We start from the raw sequence: 18,776 nt of genomic DNA, 5'->3' as shown, positions 1-18,776 counted from the left end.
TAAAAAGGAGATGAAGAGTATGAAAGCTGCTCAAATACAAAAATACTCAAAAAAAATTGAAGCACAAGTCGTTGATATTCCTATACCTAGTATTAAAGATAACGAAGTATTAGTAAAGGTAAAAGTGGCTGCCATAAATCCACTTGAAATATTAAATATTACAGGAAGCGTAAAACTAATTCAAGATTATGAAATGCCTCTTACATTAGGAAATGAACTAACTGGAATAGTTGAAAAAGTTGGTGAAAATGTACATGAATTTAAGGTAGGAGATTCTATTTATACGAGACTCCCTATTGAGAAGATTGGAGCATTTGCAGAGTATGTTGCAGTTGATGCAGCAGTCATCTGGCATTTACCGAAAAATTTAGATTATGTCACCGGAGCTGCTGCACCTCTAACTGGTTTGACGGCATTTCAAGGGTTAACAGAAGAGTTAGAAGCGAAAAAAGAGCAAACAGTGTTCATTCCAGGAGGATCCGGAAGCTTTGGCCAAATGGCTGTTCCAATTGCTAAAGAAATGGGATTGAAGGTCATTGTTTCTGGGGGTCCTTCTGCTAAAGAAAGGACGTTGAATGCTGGTGCGGATCAATATATCGATTACACAAAGGAAAATTATTGGGAAATACTAGACAAAGTTGATTTTGTTATTGATACACTCGGTGCAGATGAATTTGACAGAGAATTGTCCATTATCAAATCAGGTGGTCGCTTACTAAGTCTTCGTACAGGACCAAATAAGCAGTTTGCAATAGATCGAGGTTTTCCTAAATGGAAACAAATCCTTTTTGGACTAGTTGGTGCTAAATTTGATAGGAAAGCAAAAAAACAGGCTGTTCAATATCGCTTTCTTTTCGTAAGAGCTGATGGAAAGCAGTTAGAAAAAATTACGAACATTATTGAAGAAAACAATATTGTTCCAGCTATCGATCCTACTAATTTTACAATTGATAATATTAACGAAGCACTAAACTTAGTTGCAAATGGTCATCCAAAAGGAAAAGTGGTTATTAAATTTTGAAGATAAGTAGGAGGAGTAGCAATGTCGATTTATTATTCTTATATTGACGCACCTAACTTATTAATTCAGCAACAGAATGGTAAAAGGTATGCGTATAGAGAATTAGGAAAAAAAAAGGAACCCCTATTATTTTATTGACACATCTATCAGCAAATCTTGATAATTGGGATCCAAGGGTTATCGATGGTCTTGCTAAAAGTCATTGGGTCATCGCGTTTGATAACACAGGGGTCGGACTATCCAATGGTGAAGTACCAAACAACATCCCTCAAATGGCAGATGATGCTATCACATTTATAAAACTATTAGGATTTTTAAAGGTTGATTTGATTGCTTTGTCTATGGGCGGAATGATTGCGCAAGAATTAATTTCAAAAGAGCCAAATTTGATAAGAAAGGTGGTATTAGTTGGTACGGGGCCTCGAGGAGGAAAAGAGATTTCTAATGTCATCCGTATTACTAATTTTGATCTTGTCCGTGCTGCCTTGACTTTTAAAGACGTCAAGACCTATCTGTTTTTTCCAACCACAGATAATGGTAAGAAAAAGGCTAAGGAATTTCTAGCTCAAATAAAAAAAAGGAAAAAACATCGAGATAAAACAATTAGTTTAAAAGCTTATAGAAAACAATTAGATGCAATCACTAAATGGGGTAAAGAGAAGCCTGCAGATCTATCTAAAATTGTTCAGCCAACATTAATAATAAACGGAGATAATGATCGCATGGTTCCAACAGAAAACTCATATGACTTATCAAATAGAATTCCTAATAGTAAGATAATAATATTTAATCATGCAGGACATGGTTCTTTATTTCAATATCCAAAAGAGTTTGTCGAAATTGTACTAACATTTTTAAGTTAATGAACATTAAAATACAGACTATCCTTTTGAAAATATAAATATTAGTCTTCGTTTATCAATTATAACCAAAAGTGGAGGATAAGCATCCATCTCCATAATTAAAACAACGATCATGGCAAAGAATATTGAATTATTTTAGCAAATATACATTCATATTTCCGCTAAAATTTTTTTGGAAAGAAAGGAATCAAAATATTACCATGGATACCCTGTGCTGTTGCCCAACGATAGTTATATAAGCCCCAAGTTTCTCCATGGTCAGCAACTTTTTGATAAAATATTCATATCTCATATCGGGGAGTTGTTTAATGGCTAATTCAAATTCTTCTTCATTCATTATATTTTCCTCTACAACAACTCAAAGAGCTGATAATACGTAAATCTTACCGATTAACGAATAGTTTAGATTGTTTGTTAGAATCATTATTTGAAGAAAAAGATCATTTATTACATTCTAAATTTAGTGCTGATACTGCTACGGCAGACTATCTCACCATTCTAGATAGATTATTTGTAGAGATGTTGTATGGAGGAAGATCAGAGAGTTTAGAGAAAAGAATCTCTTCAACTTGGTATGTCTCTTGGCAAGGAATTAATAGTAGTAAGCGAGCATAGACATCAAGCTTTCTTAACTTTCAATTACGTAAATCTTTATTCATAACAAATGAAAGGAGGAAAATTCATGAAAAGTAGACAAGAAGCTATTAATTACTGCATGAAATATAGAGATGTATTTGAAGATCAACCGTTCCGAGATAAAAACTGGACTACCATTAGGCATAAAGAAAATCAAAAAGTTTTTGCATGGATTTTTGAGAGAGAAGATCATATTTGGATAAACGTAAAGGGTGAACCAGAGGTAAATCGTCATTTGCGCCAAATTTATCATTCCATAGTACCAGCTTATCACCTTAATAAAGAACATTGGAATTCTATCATTCTAGATAATACCGTACCAGAAAAAGAAATATATGAAATGATTAAAACAAGCTATCATTTAACAAAGGAGAGGAAAACTTATGAAAACAAGAATAACTGAAATTTTTGGAATTCAATATCCCATCATTCAAGGAGGATTAGCTTATTTAGCTTATGCAGAATTGGCTTCAGCTGTCTCCAACGCTGGTGGGCTTGGGCAGATTACAGCTGCCACTCTAGGAACCCCAGAAAAGCTGCGAGAAGAAATTCGTAAAGTACGTACGATGACTGATAAGCCATTCGCAGTAAACTTTGCAATTGCGAGGCATGATGGAAAGTATAAAGACTTGCTTGAAGTGGCTATTGAGGAGAAGGTGCCTGCTATCTCTATAACCGGAGGGAATCCTCAACCTGTGTTTGAACGGATAAAAGGAGAAAATATTAAAACTCTTGTTCTAGTTTCAGGAGTTAGACAAGCGCAAAAGGCTGAGGAACTTGGGGCTGATGCCGTAATGGCAGTAGGACAAGAAGGAGGCGGCCACTTAGGACGGGATGATATTGGTACAATGGTTCTTATCCCTCGTGTAGTTGAATCTGTGTCAATTCCTGTACTAGCTAGTGGAGGCATTGGAGATGGAAGAGGCTTATTAGCAGCCTTCTCCCTTGGAGCAGAAGGGATAGAAATGGGAACAAGATTTATTGCTACGCAAGAGTGTGTACATGCAAACTCCTTATATAAAGAAGCACTTGTGAACGGAAAAGAGACAGACACAGTCATTATTAAAAAAACTTTAGGACATCCTGGACGTGTTTTGGAATCAAAATATACTAACGATATTATTGAACGTGAACATAAGGGAGCAACTTATGAGGATTTAAAAGATATAGTTAGTGGTAAGGCAAACTGTAAATATATTTACAATGGGAATGAGAGTGAAGGGTTTGGTTGGGCTGGACAGGTTATTGGATTAATTAATAATGTTCCTACGGTCCAAGAATTATTTGATGAGATGATTTCTACAGCTGAACAAGGGAAGCAGCGTTTAATAAACATGTTGGAAGCAACAAAGAACGCTTAGTATTGTTCTAGCTTTAAGTAATGTATATTAACTAAAATATTGAGATTTAGATTATATTTGTCTTATTATCATTAACAAAATAAAAAGCCACCCAGTATTTGCAGGACAGGTGGCTTTTTACTATAAAATGCATGTGCAGACATATAATAACACATTTTTCACCTTATGGACTATATTTTTTTGTACGAGCATATGTATAAAAGGTGCACTTCTTATACATTAGTTTCTCAACCACCTACTGAGAAAGCGTTGATAAATCAAGGATGTATAAAAAGCTGCATACTCCGAAAAAAGAACCCTTGTCAGAGTCCTTCTGCCATACGGGTTCTTTTTTGGGTTGTGTACCGGAAAGAGGTATTATGTTAACTGAATTTGTATATCGTATACAGAGCTACAAAAGAAAAACAGTAATCATAACTTATTTATTAGTTCAACTTCTTTTTATCTAATTTAATACACTATCCAAAAACAGCAAAAACCTTAACAGCAATCGAAAAAAACTGAGCCTTACATTAACAAGAGATGAAAAATTATTTATTGCTACTATTTTTGCAGATGAGATGGAAAAACCATATTAAAATCCCAAGAAAATAGTTTAATGTACATGCAACTAGTTTCTTTTCTTATCCAACTTTTCGAATAAGAGAAAAACCTGTATTAAAACATATCACGTTTTGATACAGGTTTATTTATTTTTAGAAATCTGTATCAAAAACGAAAAAAAAACCTTGGAAAATAAATGAAAGCGCTTAATACTCTTTGTTGGCACGGTACTTGCAATATAAATAGGTATAGAACATAAAAGAGAGGAGCAAGTATACATGATTTCAGTCATTATTAGTGGACATGGAGATTTTGCAACAGCATTAGAAGGGTCTTCCAAAATGATATTTGGAGAAGAAGACCATGTGGTAGCCGTACCTTTTCTAAGAGGAGAGGGTATCCAAACGCTTGAAGAAAAATATAAGCAGGCACTAGAAGAAATTCCTTTAGAAAACGAAGTGCTTTTTTTAGTCGATATCTTCGGGGGAACACCTTATAATGCGGCTACTCCTTATATTCTTAAAAGTCAAACAGCGGATATGGTATCTGGCGTGAACTTGCCTATGTTATTAGAAGTATTAGCTATGCGAGAACACGTCACATTGAAAGAAATGTTAGGAAGATTAAAGAAAGTGAATGAAGAAAGTGTTCAAGTGTGCAGCGAACATTTAAAAAAACTACAACAAATGAGTCAAATAGGAGAGGGTGGATTATTATGAAAATCGTCTTAGCAAGAATTGATGATCGTTTTATTCACGGGCAAGTGTTAACAAGATGGATCAAGACAAATGAAGCAGACCGAATTATCGTTGTTTCAGATGAGGTGGCAGCGGATGAAATGAGAAAAACTCTGATTCTCTCTGTAGCACCTTCGAACGTAAAAGCGAGTGCTGTCTCAATCTCTAAAATGACAAAAGCCTTCCATAGCCCACGTTACCAAGATACAACTGCAATGCTTTTGTTTGAAAGCCCATCGGATATTGTGGCCCTTGTTCAAGCAGGAGTGCCTATTGAAACAGTAAACGTAGGTGGAATGCGTTTTGCTAATGATCGACAACAAATCACTAAATCTGTAAGTGTTACTAAAAAAGACATCGATGCCTTTGAACAGTTACATGAATTAGGCGTGAAGCTTGAGTTGCGTCAATTACCATCGGATTCTAGCGAGAACTTTATTCAAGTACTGAGAAATGAGACAAAAGTCAAATAGGGAGATGAGATCATGTCTTCAATACAAATTATTTTATTATTAGTCATTGCAGCTGTGACAGGTATAGCAAGTGTGTTGGACGAAGGGCAATCCCATCGTCCTCTCATTGCCTGCACGCTAGTAGGTCTAGTGCTTGGAGACCTGAAAACGGGCATTATTTTAGGTGGAACACTGGAGTTAATGGCTCTTGGGTGGATGAATGTCGGATTAGCGATGGCACCTGATACGGCTATTGCTTCCGTTATTTCAACCATTTTAGTTATAACGGCTGGTCAAGGTATTGGTGAAGGTATCGCAGTAGCTATAGCTTTAGCAGCTGCAGGTCAAGTACTCACTATTTTTGTACGTACAATCACGGTGTTTTTAATTCACCGAGCTGATAAATACGCGGAAGAAGGAAACTTTAAAGGAATTGAAATTATGCATATTACTGCTATGGGTTTCCAAGCTCTTCGCGTTATGGTTCCAACTTTAATCGTAACATTGATTAGCGTAAGTGCTGTGCAAACTTTTTTGGGAAACATCCCAGAAGTTATAACAAAAGGTTTACAAATTGGAGGAGGCATTATCGTGGTTGTAGGATACGCCATGGTTATTAACATGATGAATATTCCTCATTTAAAGCCTTTCTTTTATATCGGTTTCTTATTAGCAGCATTTACAGGCTTCAACCTAGTGGGCTTTGGTGCGTTAGGTCTTTGTTTAGCCCTTCTTTATCAGCAAGTAATGCAGCAGCGAAATCAAATGCAGCCGGCAGGCGTTCCCGCAGCTACGAGCAGCGAAATTGTATACGATGACGACGATGATTTAGATGCCTAAACGGCGAACTTAAGGGGGGATAGAAATGGAAAATGAAAAAAGATTAACGAAAAAAGATATTTTCAGTATGTTCATCCGTTCGAATTTTTTACTCGGTTCATTTAACTTTGAGCGTGTGCAGGCAATGGGCTACTGTTACGTCATGATTCCAGCAATCAAACGATTATATGGTCCTGGAGCTCAACGAAATGCAGCATTAAAACGGCATTTAGAATGGTTCAATACACATCCATGGATTTCCGCACCTATCTTCGGAGTAACAGCAGCAATGGAAGAAGAAATGGCAAATAAAAAAGATTTCGACGAAAAAGCCATTAGCGGGATGAAAATTGGATTAATGGGACCACTTGCTGGCGTAGGAGACCCTATTTTCTGGGGAACACTGCGACCAGTCCTAGCAGCACTAGGGGCATCGCTGGCGCTAGGCGGGAATATTGCTGGCCCATTGTTATTTTTTATCTTAATTAATGCGATTCGGTTAAGTACAAAATATTATGGATTAAAATATGGCTACTTAAAAGGAACGGAAATTTTAAAAGATTTAGTAGGTAATCGAATTCAAAAGCTGACAGAAGGTGCGTCCATTCTCGGACTCTTTGTAATGGGGGCTCTAGTTTCCAAATGGACCACTATTAATATACCAGTGGTCGTTTCTAGAATTAAAGATGATTCTGGGAAGGTTGTTGTAAAAACCGTGCAGGACGTGTTGGATAGTATTTTACCGGGGTTACTTCCTTTAGCGCTGACCCTATTAGTAGCATGGATGCTTCGAAAAGGTACAAATCCGTTGCTTATTATATTTGGTATCTTCTTAATAGGAATCGGAGGTTACTGGATAGGTTTTCTAGGTTAATAGACAACAAATCTATTGTATGAAACTTCAACTCCTGAAAATAAGTGTTTGTAATAGGCAGAATTCTTATCTACTGTGATAACACGGGGATTTGAAATATGAAGAGGCCGTAATGCTTTAAAGAAAAAGCCCTTTACAACCTGATGGTTCCTTGTTCTGCTTAAATAAAAATCAATCGTATTTTCTTCTGAACCAACGGCACGATAGAGATACATCTACCGACTTTTGACTTTCACATACGTCTCATCAACTCGCCAAGAATAATTGGTTACCTTAAGATGGTGAAGTATTCGCTCATCTAATTCAGGACCATACTGATGATTGTATATAAACCACAAGAGATATCTAACTTACAACCGGTCCCAATGGTTGTGAGTTAGTTAATAGATATGTATCAAAAATACAATCTAAATGAAACATTTTATCATTTTATTAGGAGGTGCGACGTTGGAGGTGCCCCTGTAACCTAACTCCCTATTGCTGACTTTTTGTAAAGAAATTTATTGTGAAATCTAAGTAATACCATATAGGAGTTGATTTCTTTGAGCAAGAGCAATGAGATGATAAGATTAGCAAGTCAAAAAGGATATACCATTAACAAAGCTGGTGAAATAATTAATCCAGAAGGTAAAAAAGTTAAAGGTTCCATACGTAAATCGAAGAACTCTTCTTACAAAACATTTGGTATAGCACATAAAGGAATATCTAGGCCAATATTAGTTCATCGTTTTGTAGCGTATAAAAAGTTTGGAGATATTGCTCTAGAAGCTGAATGTATTAGACATCTCAACCATAATTCCTTAGATAATAGACCCGATAACATTGAAATAGGAACTTATAGAGACATTTATAATAGTATAAAGCATAGATTATCGATATAGAAACTTCACGTACTATAAGTAATACCTAACTATTAAAATATAAAATTAGCCTACAAATATTTAAAAATATAAAATGAACATAAAAAATCTTTTCGTATGGTAGTTGCACTTTTTATGATCTTATTGATGTTTGTCACAACAGCTTGCAGCAATGGAGAAGGTAGTACTGATGAAACATCAAAGTGATCTACTGTAGCTTTATCAGGTGTTATATCTGTTATGCTTTCCCAGCAAGGAGTGAATGACATTGTTCCCATGGCTATCGGAGCTATAGCAGGCATAATTGCTGGATACATCAACGGCTAAGACAAAATTTCCAGCATTTATTGTTACGTTAGGAATTTTTACGTACATTCGAAGGCTAGCTTACGCATTGAGCACAGGGTATCCAATTGCATTATCAGATCCATTATTTAAATCCTCCCGTTACGATACTGTATTCGTTACTCTTATGCCTGTTTTTATTGTGGCTTCCGTTTATGTAAGCGCTTCCTTTTCTTTTGGATATACAATGTTTAATCGATATATCTATGCGATTGGAGGAGTTGAAGAAGCATCCAGCCCCACTGGAGGCGTTGGAAAGATTTAAGGGACGATTATAGGGGCATTGATCATTGGAGGGCTTAATAACGACCTTACTTTGTTGGTCGTTGACTATTATCGGCAGCTTGTCATAAAAGGAGCAGTTATCATTCTTACCGTTCCTTTAGATCGACTTCGATCTAAATAATCTTAGACCATACTATAAAAGATATAAAAAATCGCTTACTATTTAATACCACAATAGCACTTTGCTTGTAGAGTGGAATTTAGTAGGCAGGTTTCTTTTTTAAGGGAAGCGCTCTAAGGAAACTATTTATGGCTAATATTTCTCTAAACGGGGTTTCCCTCCTACTAACCATGGATGAAAGAGGGTAAGGGAATGAAAAGAAGAGGGAAAAAACTAATACAAGTAGGAACAATCCTCCTTTTGTTGCTATCAATAGCATTTCCTGTTTATGCGGTCGATTCAAGCTACTATGATGAAGAACATCGGCCTCAATATCATTTTACTCCTGAAGCAAATTGGATGAATGATCCAAACGGGATGGTCTATTATGCAGGAGAATATCATCTATTCTATCAATACCATCCATATGGTTTACAATGGGGACCAATGCACTGGGGGCATGCTGTCAGCAAGGATTTAGTTCATTGGGAACATCTTCCGATTGCACTTTCTCCCGATGATAACGGTACAATTTTTTCCGGCAGTGCAGTAGTGGATTGGAATAATACGAGTGGGTTTCAGACAGGGGCCGAGAAACCACTTGTAGCAATTTATACGCAAGATAATGCAGGAAACCAGGTGCAAAGCATTGCCTATAGTAATGATAAAGGGAGAACGTGGACGAAGTACTCCGGAAATCCGGTCATTCCGAACCCGGGAATCAAAGACTTCCGGGATCCAAAAGTATTTTGGCATAAAGGCACAAATAAGTGGGTGATGGTGCTTGCAGCTGGTGATAGAATAAAAATTTATACATCTTCGAATCTGAAAAAATGGACTTACGCAAGCGAATTTGGACAAGGACATGGAAGTCAAGGCGGCGTGTGGGAATGTCCAGATTTATTTGAACTTCCTGTAGACGGTAATACAAATCAAAAGAAATGGGTACTGCAAGTCAGCTTAGGAAACGGAGCTATTTCCGGGGGATCAGGTATGCAATATTTTGTGGGAAGCTTTGATGGAACAACCTTTGTCAACGAAAATGAACCGAGTCAAGTTCTTTGGACGGACTATGGAAAAGACTTCTATGCGGCTGTTTCATGGTCTGATATCCCATCTTCAGACGGGCGACGACTTTGGTTAGGATGGATGAGTAATTGGCAATATGCCAACGATGTTCCTACAACACCATGGAGAAGTGCGATGTCTATTCCAAGAAAATTAGAGTTAAAAACGACTTCAGAAGGAGTCAGGGTGATTCAAACTCCAGTAACAGAATTGGAATCAATTCGAGGAGTTTCTCACCAGTGGACAAATAAGACCATATCACCTATAGGCGATAATTTACTGTCAGGCATATCAGGTGACGCTTTTGAGATCAATGCAGAGTTCCAGGTGAACACTTCTCAGGCTACTGAATTCGGTTTCAAGGTTCGTAAAGGAGGAAATCAGTATACAACGATTGGTTATGACAAAACTAGTTCCTCATTGTTTGTGGATCGAACTCGGTCTGGAAACGTGACAGTTAACCCAAGCTTTAATAATGGAAAACATAGTGCTCCATTGCAACCTGTGAATGGAAAAGTAAAACTTCGTATTTTTGTTGATCGTTCCTCAATCGAAGTTTTTGGAAATGATGGGCAAAAAGTCATCACAGACGTAATTTTATCAGACGTAACCAGCAAAGATCTTGAGGTTTATGCTTTAAATGGTAGTGTAAAATTAAACAATCTTACTGTTCACCCCATAAATAAAGTGTGGAAAAACTCACCTTTTCAATCCAACTTATCTGGCTGGACGACAGTGAATGGCATGTGGGCCGATACAATTGATGGAAAACAAGGAAGGTCGGATGGTGACTCCTTCATTTTGTCTTCGCAATTCGGAACCGACTTCACGTATGAATCTGACATATCTATTAAGGATGGAAATGCAAGGGGAGCAGGGGCTCTTGTATTTCGATCTAATAAAGATGCCAAAAATGGTTATCTTGCGAATATAGATGCTAAAAACGATGTCGTAAAATTCTTTAAATTTGAGAACGGTTTGGCTACCGTGATAGCCGAATACCCAACTTCAATAGATGTAAATAAAAAGTATCATCTTAAAGTAGTTGCTAACGGTAGTAATTTTAAAATTTATTTGGATGGTCGTTTGGTAATAGATGCTAATGATTCTACTTTCACAACTGGAAAATTCGGTTTGAACGTTTGGGATGCTACAGCCACCTTCCAGAATGTTACACAGCAGGTGACAAAGCTTGAATTGCCGAATCATGATTTTGAAACAGGTGACCTGGATAGTTGGGAGGTTGTTAGTGGAAATGCTTTCAGCAATGGGGATGTAACAACAGATACAAATTTCTGGGGAGGACCATTTAATCCAAGTGGCAAGTACCACCTTTGGGGATTCAAAGATGGAGGAGATGAACAAACCGGTGTACTCAAGTCGTCGAACTTCGTACTTGGGGGCGATGGAAAGATTGACTTTCTCGTTGCTGGAGGAAGCGATATCAGCAAGCTTTATGTAGCATTAGTAAGAGCATCAGATGGAACAGAACTCTTCAAAGAAACAGGCACAAACAATGAAGCATACACAAGAAAAGTCTGGGATGCATCAGCATACAATGGAACAGAATGTTATATAAAAGTAGTGGACAATGGAACAGGAGGTTTTGGACACATTAATCTCGATGATGTAAATGTTCCTATTGAAGCATTAAAATGACAGTTAAGAGCATAATTTAAGATCCGGTATTTCCTTTAAGTAGGGAATACCGTTCTTTTTTGAATAATTTCATTAGCTCCGTATGTAGTTTCACTTTCTACTATATCATTAAGTAAAATTAAACATACCTTATTGAACATAGTTTTATTAATGAGATTGTTGTTTTCTTCTTTATATCCCTTATGAGTAGTGCTTATTTATATAGGAATTTACAGATTTTAACTTTTCTTCAAATGTGTGTTTAGACAAAAAACACCCCAATCATTAGAGTTTTTTTGTCTAACAATTGGGGTGCAGTTCATATAGGATAGTTTTTTCATTTGCTGTTAGTATATTTTTTAGAAAACAGGAACAAAATGTAATTGAATACCTTCCGACATTGGTATTTTCAACCCACTTTATTTAATGAAAAGCTACTGTTGAGGCACAGTAGCTTTTCTATTTTAGGTTGTATATGCCGTGTTTTATGATGAGATGATGCCTTTTTTTATCAAAAATGTGTCAGTAGTGCTACAAGATGTTTCATTTTCTATACATACATGTATCAAAGGTTATAGGACATCGTTCTCATGGTATACTGTCGATTAATAATAAAACACTGTATATGCAGCATATTTTGTTCTTTTTCTGCTTTGGAGGAACAATTTCATTGTTTGTTGTTCCATCTTTTTATTTTATATAAAAACAATGAATTACTCTCCAGAGTACTTGTTATCTTTAGTCAAGGGAGTTGAAATATTATGAAAAAGACAGAGCACATCAAGAGGTATGAGCAAGGTATTACTAGTAAGTTTGCTGTGTACAGATTACCCTATGTTTATGACTTTTCTATTTACGCTATTGACATCTTTTATACTGATACAGAGGACTACTTCTTTGGCTGTGCTAAGAACACTACACTTGAAAGATTCTTTACTCGTAAAATCCACCAAGATGAACTGGGGTATTATTTCAAGTATGCTCAAGAAAAGGTCTATCTCAACAGTTTTAATCCAATAAAGAACAATAAGCCACAGTTTGTTCAATGAACTGGCTTTTTTTATGCCATCCAAGACAAATAACCTATCATATCACCATTATGAGAAGTAAATGCTAAGAATATCAGCATGATTAACCCTGTTGTTTTATTTGATATGAATACTTTCCCTTTATTCGAACATTCTACTACTTAAGAAACCTAAAAAGTTTACTCAAAGATATAAAGGTGGATTTAATATAAATGAATAATAAGGTTTATATGATCTTTCGTGAGATCTTCATTGTTTGCATTGTTCCCTTTGCTATTATCTTTCTTACCAATCTTTTGGTGCAAATGACCAGTAAAAGAAATTGATCTATATCCTTCTCCCACTATATACGGATAATAAATAACAACTTGAGTAAACTACTCAAGTTGTCACCAAACATCGACTCATGCAACTAAATTCTGCAACAGAAAAAACCTACCTCTTTTAACTGGGAAGAGATAGGTTTTTCTGTTTTTTAAAATGACTATTATATACAACCTTAGTTACCATAATCAAAATTACAGGAACCATCAATAGATTCCTTGCTAATAAAGTAAGGTGATAAAAAAACACGTTGCAATCACTGAGTCGTACGATTTAAGTTACTTAGTTTTTGTATATGGTGATCCATTTTACTACAAACTTATATATGTTATTCTTTTACTACATAATCATGATGTTTAGTAGGTGAAAAAATGGAAGATGTATTGCTAAATAAAAAATTAAAACAGATTACGGCTATAATCTTACATAAAAAAGAAGAATTAGCTGAACAAAAAAGACACTATCATTTTTATAATCATGATGTGTATGTTCAATTGGTTCCTTGGCGAGAGAATTTAATTAAAATCTATGCAGAATCTATATCTATTAATGAAGAGCACACTTTTCAAATCTTAGAAAAGTGGGGAATGGAAGTAGCAAATGTATTAACAACTCTTCAACTTCCTTTAGATATTGCTTTAGAAGAAATCAGTTATTATCGAAATCAAATTGGAGAAATCATTACAGAAGAAGCAAAGAAAGAAAATTTTTCTTTTGATTTGTTCTCTAAGGTTATATCTAGATATAATTTAGTAGTAGATAAAGCTGTACATTGGGTAAGCAAATCTTATATGAAAGAATATACAGATAAGATTCAATCTGCTCAGTACGCTATAGATGAACTATCTATACCTGTAGTGCGTCTAACAAAAGAAATTGGTGTAATTCCTCTTGTAGGAGAGATTGATACACATAGAGCTCAAATTTTAATGGGAAATGCCTTGAAACAAGGTGATACTTACAAACTAAGTTGGTTAATTATTGATCTATCTGCTGTACCTATTATTGATACCATGGTGGCAGACCAACTTTTCAAAGTAGTTGCGGCTTTGAAGCTGATAGGAATAGATGTTGTATTAAGTGGTATTCGCTCTGAAATTGCCCTTACAATGGTTCAGTTAGGTGTAAAATTAAATGACATCGTCACTTTCAACAGTCTTTATGGAGCATTAGACTACACCCACTCTCGAATGCAGTAAATATGAATAAATATTTCAAGTATCAAAAAATAATTGTAAGTCGAATAGTCTTGCCTATTATGGCTTAGAACGCTAATTTTATAATTAATATGACCATTTTAATATTTAATTTATGTAAATTAACCGCAGTAAATCCTTTGCCCTGATTAGCAAAGGGTTCTTTTTTATTTTTTGTATAATCTTTTACCTAGTAAGCAAACTGCTCAAGATGCAATAGAGCATCAGCTTAACATCTATATTTCAACGACTAGAAAAAACTATCTCTGGTTATGTGGGGGGAGTTTTCTGTTTTTAGGCTGTATATGATACGCAAAGCTAGTTAATATAATGTCTCTTTCCGAAATCCAATAAAAAAAGAGTCCTTGATACACAAGGACTCCCGTTGTGCCTAAATTTATTGCTTATTAGTGGCTTTGTTTTTTCACTTCAATTTGCCTCCACATTCAGCTGCCATTTGTTTTGCAATTGATTCTGTAAATGAAGAGTAAATAAAGAAAAGCCTCCTTTTAAATAAAGAGGGCTTGTAATTTTACTTTTGTGGGAATAAGAATGTTTGTCTAAACTTTCGTGCAGGATATTTCTTTCCATCCTTCATAACTCTAAAGGGTTCTTCTTTCCATGTTACAACTACTTCAATCTTTTTTGAGTCAACCGAAATAGGTTGATTTTGATGATGGAAGAAATTCTGTGATTCAGGTATTTCAAATGTAATTAATTCGCTTTTAGTATTTGTATTTGGCTCATCTCCATAGATTTCTACTGTAGCGTCATAAACATTTGAACCTAGGTTACTCACGTCGATACTATAGGTATTAAACTCATCATTATCCTTTAAGTTCTTAACATCGGGTTTGTCTATCTTTACTTTCCAATGGTCTGATGATTGGGACGTAGGTAGTTTTTCTGGTATATAAGCGTAAGTATTAACAGAACCAAAAATGATTGAACATAAACAGCTACCGACAATTAAAATATGTGCTTTCTTCATTGTAGATTCCTCCAACTCAAAAGATAAGAGTATTATTCTTCCAATTAGAGCTATTATACGTAATTTGTAATAGAGTATCTTTCTTTATCAATGGACAGGTTGAGATTTATTTAAATAATTTTTTCTGGAAAAACTAAAGTTTAGGGAGTAGAAGAATAGATCTTCTTTTAATGGTAAATCTAAGAAAAAATTGATGTAGGAGATTTTATATGAAAAAATTAAATTCTGCGGAAATGGGTAAACTTTGGGCTACATATATGGGTAATAGTATGGCTACATGTATTCTAAGTTATTTTCTCCAACATATTGAAGACCAAGATATAAAGAAGTTATTAGAAAATGCATTAAACTTGAGTAAAGAATTTCAGAGTACTATAAAAGATACTTTCATAAAAGAGAACATTCCTATTCCACATGGTTTCACAAAAGACGATGTTAATCTTGCTGCTCCAAGATTATTTGAAGATGAGTTCTATGTACATTATTTAAGATATGTAACTAAAGTAGGGCTTAGTCTTTACAGTGTAGGAATACCGTTAATGTATAGAGAGGATATAAGGAAATTTTCTCTTTATTGTATGGAGTCAACTATAGAATTGGGGGAACATATCAAAGATGTTTCAATAAATAAAGGGTGGGTTATTAAATCGCCTATTATTCCGACCCCACACAAAGTAAATATAGCACATAAAAATTATTTAAAAGGTTTCATTGGAGATGTACGACCTTTACATGCGTTAGAAATTGCTCATTTATACGATAATCTAGAGACAAACGTGGCAAGCAAAGCCTTGGTAATGGCGTTTAGTCAAGTTACAAAACCGAAAAAGATTCGAAATTTATTTATAAAAGGAGAAGAACTTACTTATAAAGCGATTGAAGGTTATATAAAAAAACTTCACGATGATAACTTGCCTTCTCCAGAACTAATTGATCATTTAGTGACAACTTCAACATCTTCTCCTTTTTCCGAGAAATTAATGGTTTTTCATAAGATGGATATGTTTTCAATGAGAGTAAGAAATTTTGGAAATTCAGTAGCAGTAAACGGAAGACGCGATTTAGCGCTAATGTATGCAGATTTTTTAAAGGATATATCAGGATTTGTTCATGACGCAGCCGATATCATGATAGAAAATGGGTGGATGGAAACACCACCCGAAGCTGCTGATAGAGAAGACTTATCTTCAGAGTAAGGGCTACAAAGTTGTCAATGGTAGGCGTGCCGGGAGGCATTAAGGAATCGACAATGTCTTTATACGAAGAACCTCTTGGCACTCCAACAATCGTCTTTGAGTGCCAACCGGCGAGAGAGCCCCTTCACTTTCGTTTACCATACCTATTTTCTCCTAGCAGTATTCTGGACCATGTAGCATTTTTCCTCTGTTTCCGCATTTCCTCATGCAAACGACAGGCTCGTTACCAAGCATGCCGTTTCGGACGGAGATTACTTTTGCGTCTAGATGAGTAGCGTTTGCTACACTTTAAGAAAGCGACTTCTTGTCGCACCATTATCGGTACTATCGCAAAACAACCCTAGAGTTATAACTCCAGGGTTATCTTAGTAATGGTTACTCAGGTAGAATAAACTTTATTTACTTTTTCAATAACACTTCTAATTTCACAAACTCATCTTCATTTCCGCGTGTAGAGTAAACTCTCCTATTTCTCCTACATTTGGTGGAGTTCTAGATATTCTTTTAATGTTTGCTGTAACGTTCCTTTTGTTTCTGCTTTTTCTTCAAAGGAGATTCCTGAGTGAATCATTGTCCGTACCAGGTCAGCACGTAAACCTGTAAGAATAGCCTTACAACCCATCATTGAAATTCCAGTTAATATTTTTTGGAAATGATCAATGACATACATCTCCATGTTAGCAGCTCCAGAAAGGTCTATAATTAATGTTTGAACCTTTAAATCTGATATGGCTGTCAGTACTTTCTCCTCAATCGTTTGGATACGGTATGTGTCTATCATTCCGATTAACGGTAATACAGCAATGGATTGGCTAAGTGGTATAACAGGCACCGATAGATGTTCAACTAATTCTCTCTGAGAGGCGATTAATTCATCTTTATACTTGGAATAACTAATTAAAAAAGTGTTAAGAAACTGGTCAATTTTATCATTAATCCGTTTCTCTAAGGCATAAAATTCTTCACGGCTATTAAAATGGTTATTTATTCGATCATATTGATAGAGAAAATGCCATAATGTTCGCCTAATGGACTGTACCCATTCTAGTTTGAAGGCAAGAGTTAAGGAGTGCTCTGCCCAGGCTACTCCTTCTTGCTGAGCGAAAGCAATGAGGGGTCCTTCCTTTTGCTCTACGACATATAGAGCTAACTTTTGTGCGTTTTTTAAAAGATCAATATTTCCCGTTTCTAAAATATCATTAATTTTAGAGGCTACGTTAACCGCCTCAGATAAGAGTTTATCCTGGAAATTCTGTTTATTATCTCTAATAAAATCAGTCATTTTCTCTCTCTGATTGTAAATAGTTTCCATTTTGAACACGCCCCTTATTTGTTTGCTGATTATAGTTATCCTCAATTAATCAATATCTCTAAATGAATTATTATCTACTGTTATTTTCAGTCTTTGTACATAAAGGAAAGGACTTCTTCTTTTTGCTAACGACACTAGATATGTTTTTAGGTGAAAATAACAAAACTCTTATAATGAATCTTCAAACCTGGATATACCCATAGTAGTGCCACTTCTTTCCCTATGATAAAGGGTCAATAGAATTTTTTCCACTGTCTGATATCCATTCAGATAGTTCATCAAAAATGTTCTGCATTTGTTCTTTATTTAACGTTTCAACATTCTCCCATGCACTAGAAATATAAACCTCTAGATTATCAGGACAGGAAATGGCTTCAGTAATAAGGGATCTATAAAATAAAGGATTACCACCTTTATCTACTTCACCCTTATATCTATAGTTTTCAAACGTCCAACCCTCTTTTGTTTTTTTTAAATGATAAAGGTCCTTATATCCCGACAGAGGACTGTATATTTGCATTTTGAATCTAGATGCACTACTCAATTTCAGATACCTCCTACCTCCCCAAAAATGTCATTTTTAAATAAGATTCTTTGTATCTTTACCCCTAAAACATATATTTTATTTACATCTTTTATAACATATCTATCTTTAGTTTCAAACTATGTTGCATTTGTCATATATCAACTAATCTCAATACAACATTACATTTTTTGTTTTTTTTACAAATTTATTTCATTTTTAAAATCTTTATTTCAATTATTGAAGGTAATAACCTGAATGTATACCCTATGTTAAAATGAATTAAACTTTAATTTGTAAAATTTCTTTAAATAGTGAGAAAGGGGTTTGGTGATACATGACAATAATAAAAATCAAAGAAATGTTAGAAACGTTATTACGATATGAAGATAGTGAAATCACTCATACCTTTTGTAGTGAAAATCATACCTTTTCTCTCAGTTATTCTAAAGAACTAAAGAATTTTCAAGTAAAGAATATTGAAACGGGCCATATTGAATATTTTCCGGATGTGGAGACTACATCTTTAGCTTTGTATAGAATAATAAGTACTGTGGAAAAAGAAGTCACTGAGTAGTAATCCACTTTTAAAGTTTACATAATA

18 protein-coding genes and 2 pseudogenes are annotated in these 18,776 nt (G+C 35.1%); 15 read left to right on the top strand and 5 right to left on the bottom strand.

What is annotated here, in order from left to right; translation table 11 throughout:
- Positions 1–19 precede the first annotated feature (19 nt).
- A complete protein-coding gene (locus POF52_RS20270; RefSeq protein ID WP_442956654.1) occupies positions 20–1,021 on the top strand; it encodes an NADP-dependent oxidoreductase in 1,002 nt (333 codons plus the stop codon).
- A gap of 134 nt (positions 1,022–1,155) precedes the next feature.
- On the top strand, positions 1,156–1,884 hold the full coding sequence (locus POF52_RS20265) for an alpha/beta fold hydrolase (RefSeq protein WP_271994400.1): 729 nt from the start codon (positions 1,156–1,158) through the stop codon (positions 1,882–1,884).
- A 187-nt stretch (positions 1,885–2,071) separates the two neighbouring features.
- Here the strand turns inward: POF52_RS20265 and POF52_RS20260 are convergent, their stop codons facing one another.
- Positions 2,072–2,221 carry a hypothetical protein gene (locus POF52_RS20260; protein ID WP_271994397.1) on the bottom strand — a complete coding sequence of 50 codons (150 nt, stop codon included), beginning with the start codon at positions 2,219–2,221 and terminating at the stop codon, positions 2,072–2,074.
- 345 nt (positions 2,222–2,566) lie between these two features.
- On the opposite strand from POF52_RS20260, the gene POF52_RS20255 reads away from it, so the two are divergent.
- The 6 genes from POF52_RS20255 (at position 2,567) to POF52_RS20230 (ending at position 7,306) form a co-directional block, all read left to right on the top strand.
- A complete protein-coding gene (locus POF52_RS20255) occupies positions 2,567–2,923 on the top strand; it encodes an MmcQ/YjbR family DNA-binding protein (protein WP_271994395.1) in 357 nt (118 codons plus the stop codon).
- Complete coding sequence (locus POF52_RS20250) at positions 2,904–3,881, top strand: NAD(P)H-dependent flavin oxidoreductase (RefSeq protein ID WP_271994393.1); 978 nt, start codon at positions 2,904–2,906, stop codon at positions 3,879–3,881. Before POF52_RS20255 ends, POF52_RS20250 begins: the two co-directional genes overlap by 20 nt.
- Before the next feature lie 821 nt (positions 3,882–4,702).
- Complete coding sequence (locus POF52_RS20245) at positions 4,703–5,143, top strand: mannose/fructose/sorbose PTS transporter subunit IIA (protein WP_271994391.1); 441 nt, start codon at positions 4,703–4,705, stop codon at positions 5,141–5,143.
- Positions 5,140–5,634, top strand: a complete 495-nt coding sequence (locus POF52_RS20240; RefSeq protein WP_271994389.1) for a PTS system mannose/fructose/N-acetylgalactosamine-transporter subunit IIB — start codon at positions 5,140–5,142, stop codon at positions 5,632–5,634. The genes POF52_RS20245 and POF52_RS20240 overlap by 4 nt, the downstream gene beginning before the upstream one ends.
- Positions 5,635–5,646: 12 nt before the next feature.
- Positions 5,647–6,453 (top strand): PTS mannose/fructose/sorbose transporter subunit IIC, encoded by an 807-nt coding sequence (locus tag POF52_RS20235; RefSeq protein WP_271994387.1) that lies wholly within the window; start codon positions 5,647–5,649, stop codon positions 6,451–6,453.
- A 25-nt stretch (positions 6,454–6,478) separates the two neighbouring features.
- Positions 6,479–7,306, top strand: coding sequence for a mannose/fructose/sorbose PTS transporter subunit IID (locus tag POF52_RS20230; protein WP_013056298.1), 828 nt, complete (start codon positions 6,479–6,481; stop codon positions 7,304–7,306).
- Positions 7,307–7,359: 53 nt separating this feature from the next.
- Here the strand turns inward: POF52_RS20230 and POF52_RS20225 are convergent.
- Positions 7,360–7,626 (bottom strand): annotated as a pseudogene (locus POF52_RS20225) (DDE-type integrase/transposase/recombinase); the annotation flags it as partial.
- A 222-nt stretch (positions 7,627–7,848) separates the two neighbouring features.
- On the opposite strand from POF52_RS20225, the gene POF52_RS20220 reads away from it, so the two are divergent.
- The 5 genes and pseudogenes from POF52_RS20220 (at position 7,849) to POF52_RS20200 (ending at position 14,153) form a co-directional block, all read left to right on the top strand.
- On the top strand, positions 7,849–8,187 hold the full coding sequence (locus tag POF52_RS20220; RefSeq protein WP_192998753.1) for an HNH endonuclease: 339 nt from the start codon (positions 7,849–7,851) through the stop codon (positions 8,185–8,187).
- 283 nt (positions 8,188–8,470) lie between these two features.
- On the top strand, positions 8,471–8,776 hold the full coding sequence (locus POF52_RS20215) for a hypothetical protein (protein WP_271994384.1): 306 nt from the start codon (positions 8,471–8,473) through the stop codon (positions 8,774–8,776).
- Between the two features lie 333 nt (positions 8,777–9,109).
- Positions 9,110–11,146 (top strand): annotated as a pseudogene (locus tag POF52_RS20210) (GH32 C-terminal domain-containing protein); the annotation flags it as partial.
- A 1,217-nt stretch (positions 11,147–12,363) separates the two neighbouring features.
- Positions 12,364–12,651, top strand: a complete 288-nt coding sequence (locus tag POF52_RS20205) for a hypothetical protein (protein WP_271994381.1) — start codon at positions 12,364–12,366, stop codon at positions 12,649–12,651.
- A 674-nt stretch (positions 12,652–13,325) separates the two neighbouring features.
- Entirely contained in the window at positions 13,326–14,153 is an 828-nt protein-coding gene (locus POF52_RS20200) for an STAS domain-containing protein (protein WP_271994378.1), read from the top strand.
- Between the two features lie 529 nt (positions 14,154–14,682).
- Here the strand turns inward: POF52_RS20200 and POF52_RS20195 are convergent.
- The gene (locus tag POF52_RS20195) at positions 14,683–15,141 is read right to left on the bottom strand and encodes a hypothetical protein (RefSeq protein ID WP_271994376.1); all 459 of its coding nucleotides are present in this window, start codon (positions 15,139–15,141) and stop codon (positions 14,683–14,685) included.
- Between the two features lie 209 nt (positions 15,142–15,350).
- Here POF52_RS20195 and POF52_RS20190 point away from each other — a divergent pair, with 209 nt between their 5' ends.
- Positions 15,351–16,337 (top strand): DUF3231 family protein, encoded by a 987-nt coding sequence (locus tag POF52_RS20190; protein ID WP_271994374.1) that lies wholly within the window; start codon positions 15,351–15,353, stop codon positions 16,335–16,337.
- A gap of 475 nt (positions 16,338–16,812) precedes the next feature.
- Here POF52_RS20190 and POF52_RS20185 read toward each other — a convergent pair whose 3' ends face one another.
- The gene (locus POF52_RS20185; RefSeq protein WP_271994372.1) at positions 16,813–17,649 is read right to left on the bottom strand and encodes an STAS domain-containing protein; all 837 of its coding nucleotides are present in this window, start codon (positions 17,647–17,649) and stop codon (positions 16,813–16,815) included.
- 220 nt (positions 17,650–17,869) lie between these two features.
- Complete coding sequence (locus POF52_RS20180) at positions 17,870–18,193, bottom strand: hypothetical protein (RefSeq protein ID WP_271994369.1); 324 nt, start codon at positions 18,191–18,193, stop codon at positions 17,870–17,872.
- A gap of 316 nt (positions 18,194–18,509) precedes the next feature.
- Here POF52_RS20180 and POF52_RS20175 point away from each other — a divergent pair, with 316 nt between their 5' ends.
- Positions 18,510–18,749: a hypothetical protein gene (locus POF52_RS20175; protein WP_271994367.1), complete on the top strand. Its 240-nt coding sequence runs from the start codon at positions 18,510–18,512 to the stop codon at positions 18,747–18,749.
- Positions 18,750–18,776 lie beyond the last annotated feature (27 nt).

It is taken from the genome of Priestia sp. AB, assembly GCF_028369225.1.
In the GTDB taxonomy this organism is placed as follows: domain Bacteria; phylum Bacillota; class Bacilli; order Bacillales; family Bacillaceae_H; genus Priestia; species Priestia megaterium.
Note: the sequence above shows the minus strand (reverse complement) of the source record. Positions and strands in the feature narration are given on the sequence as shown.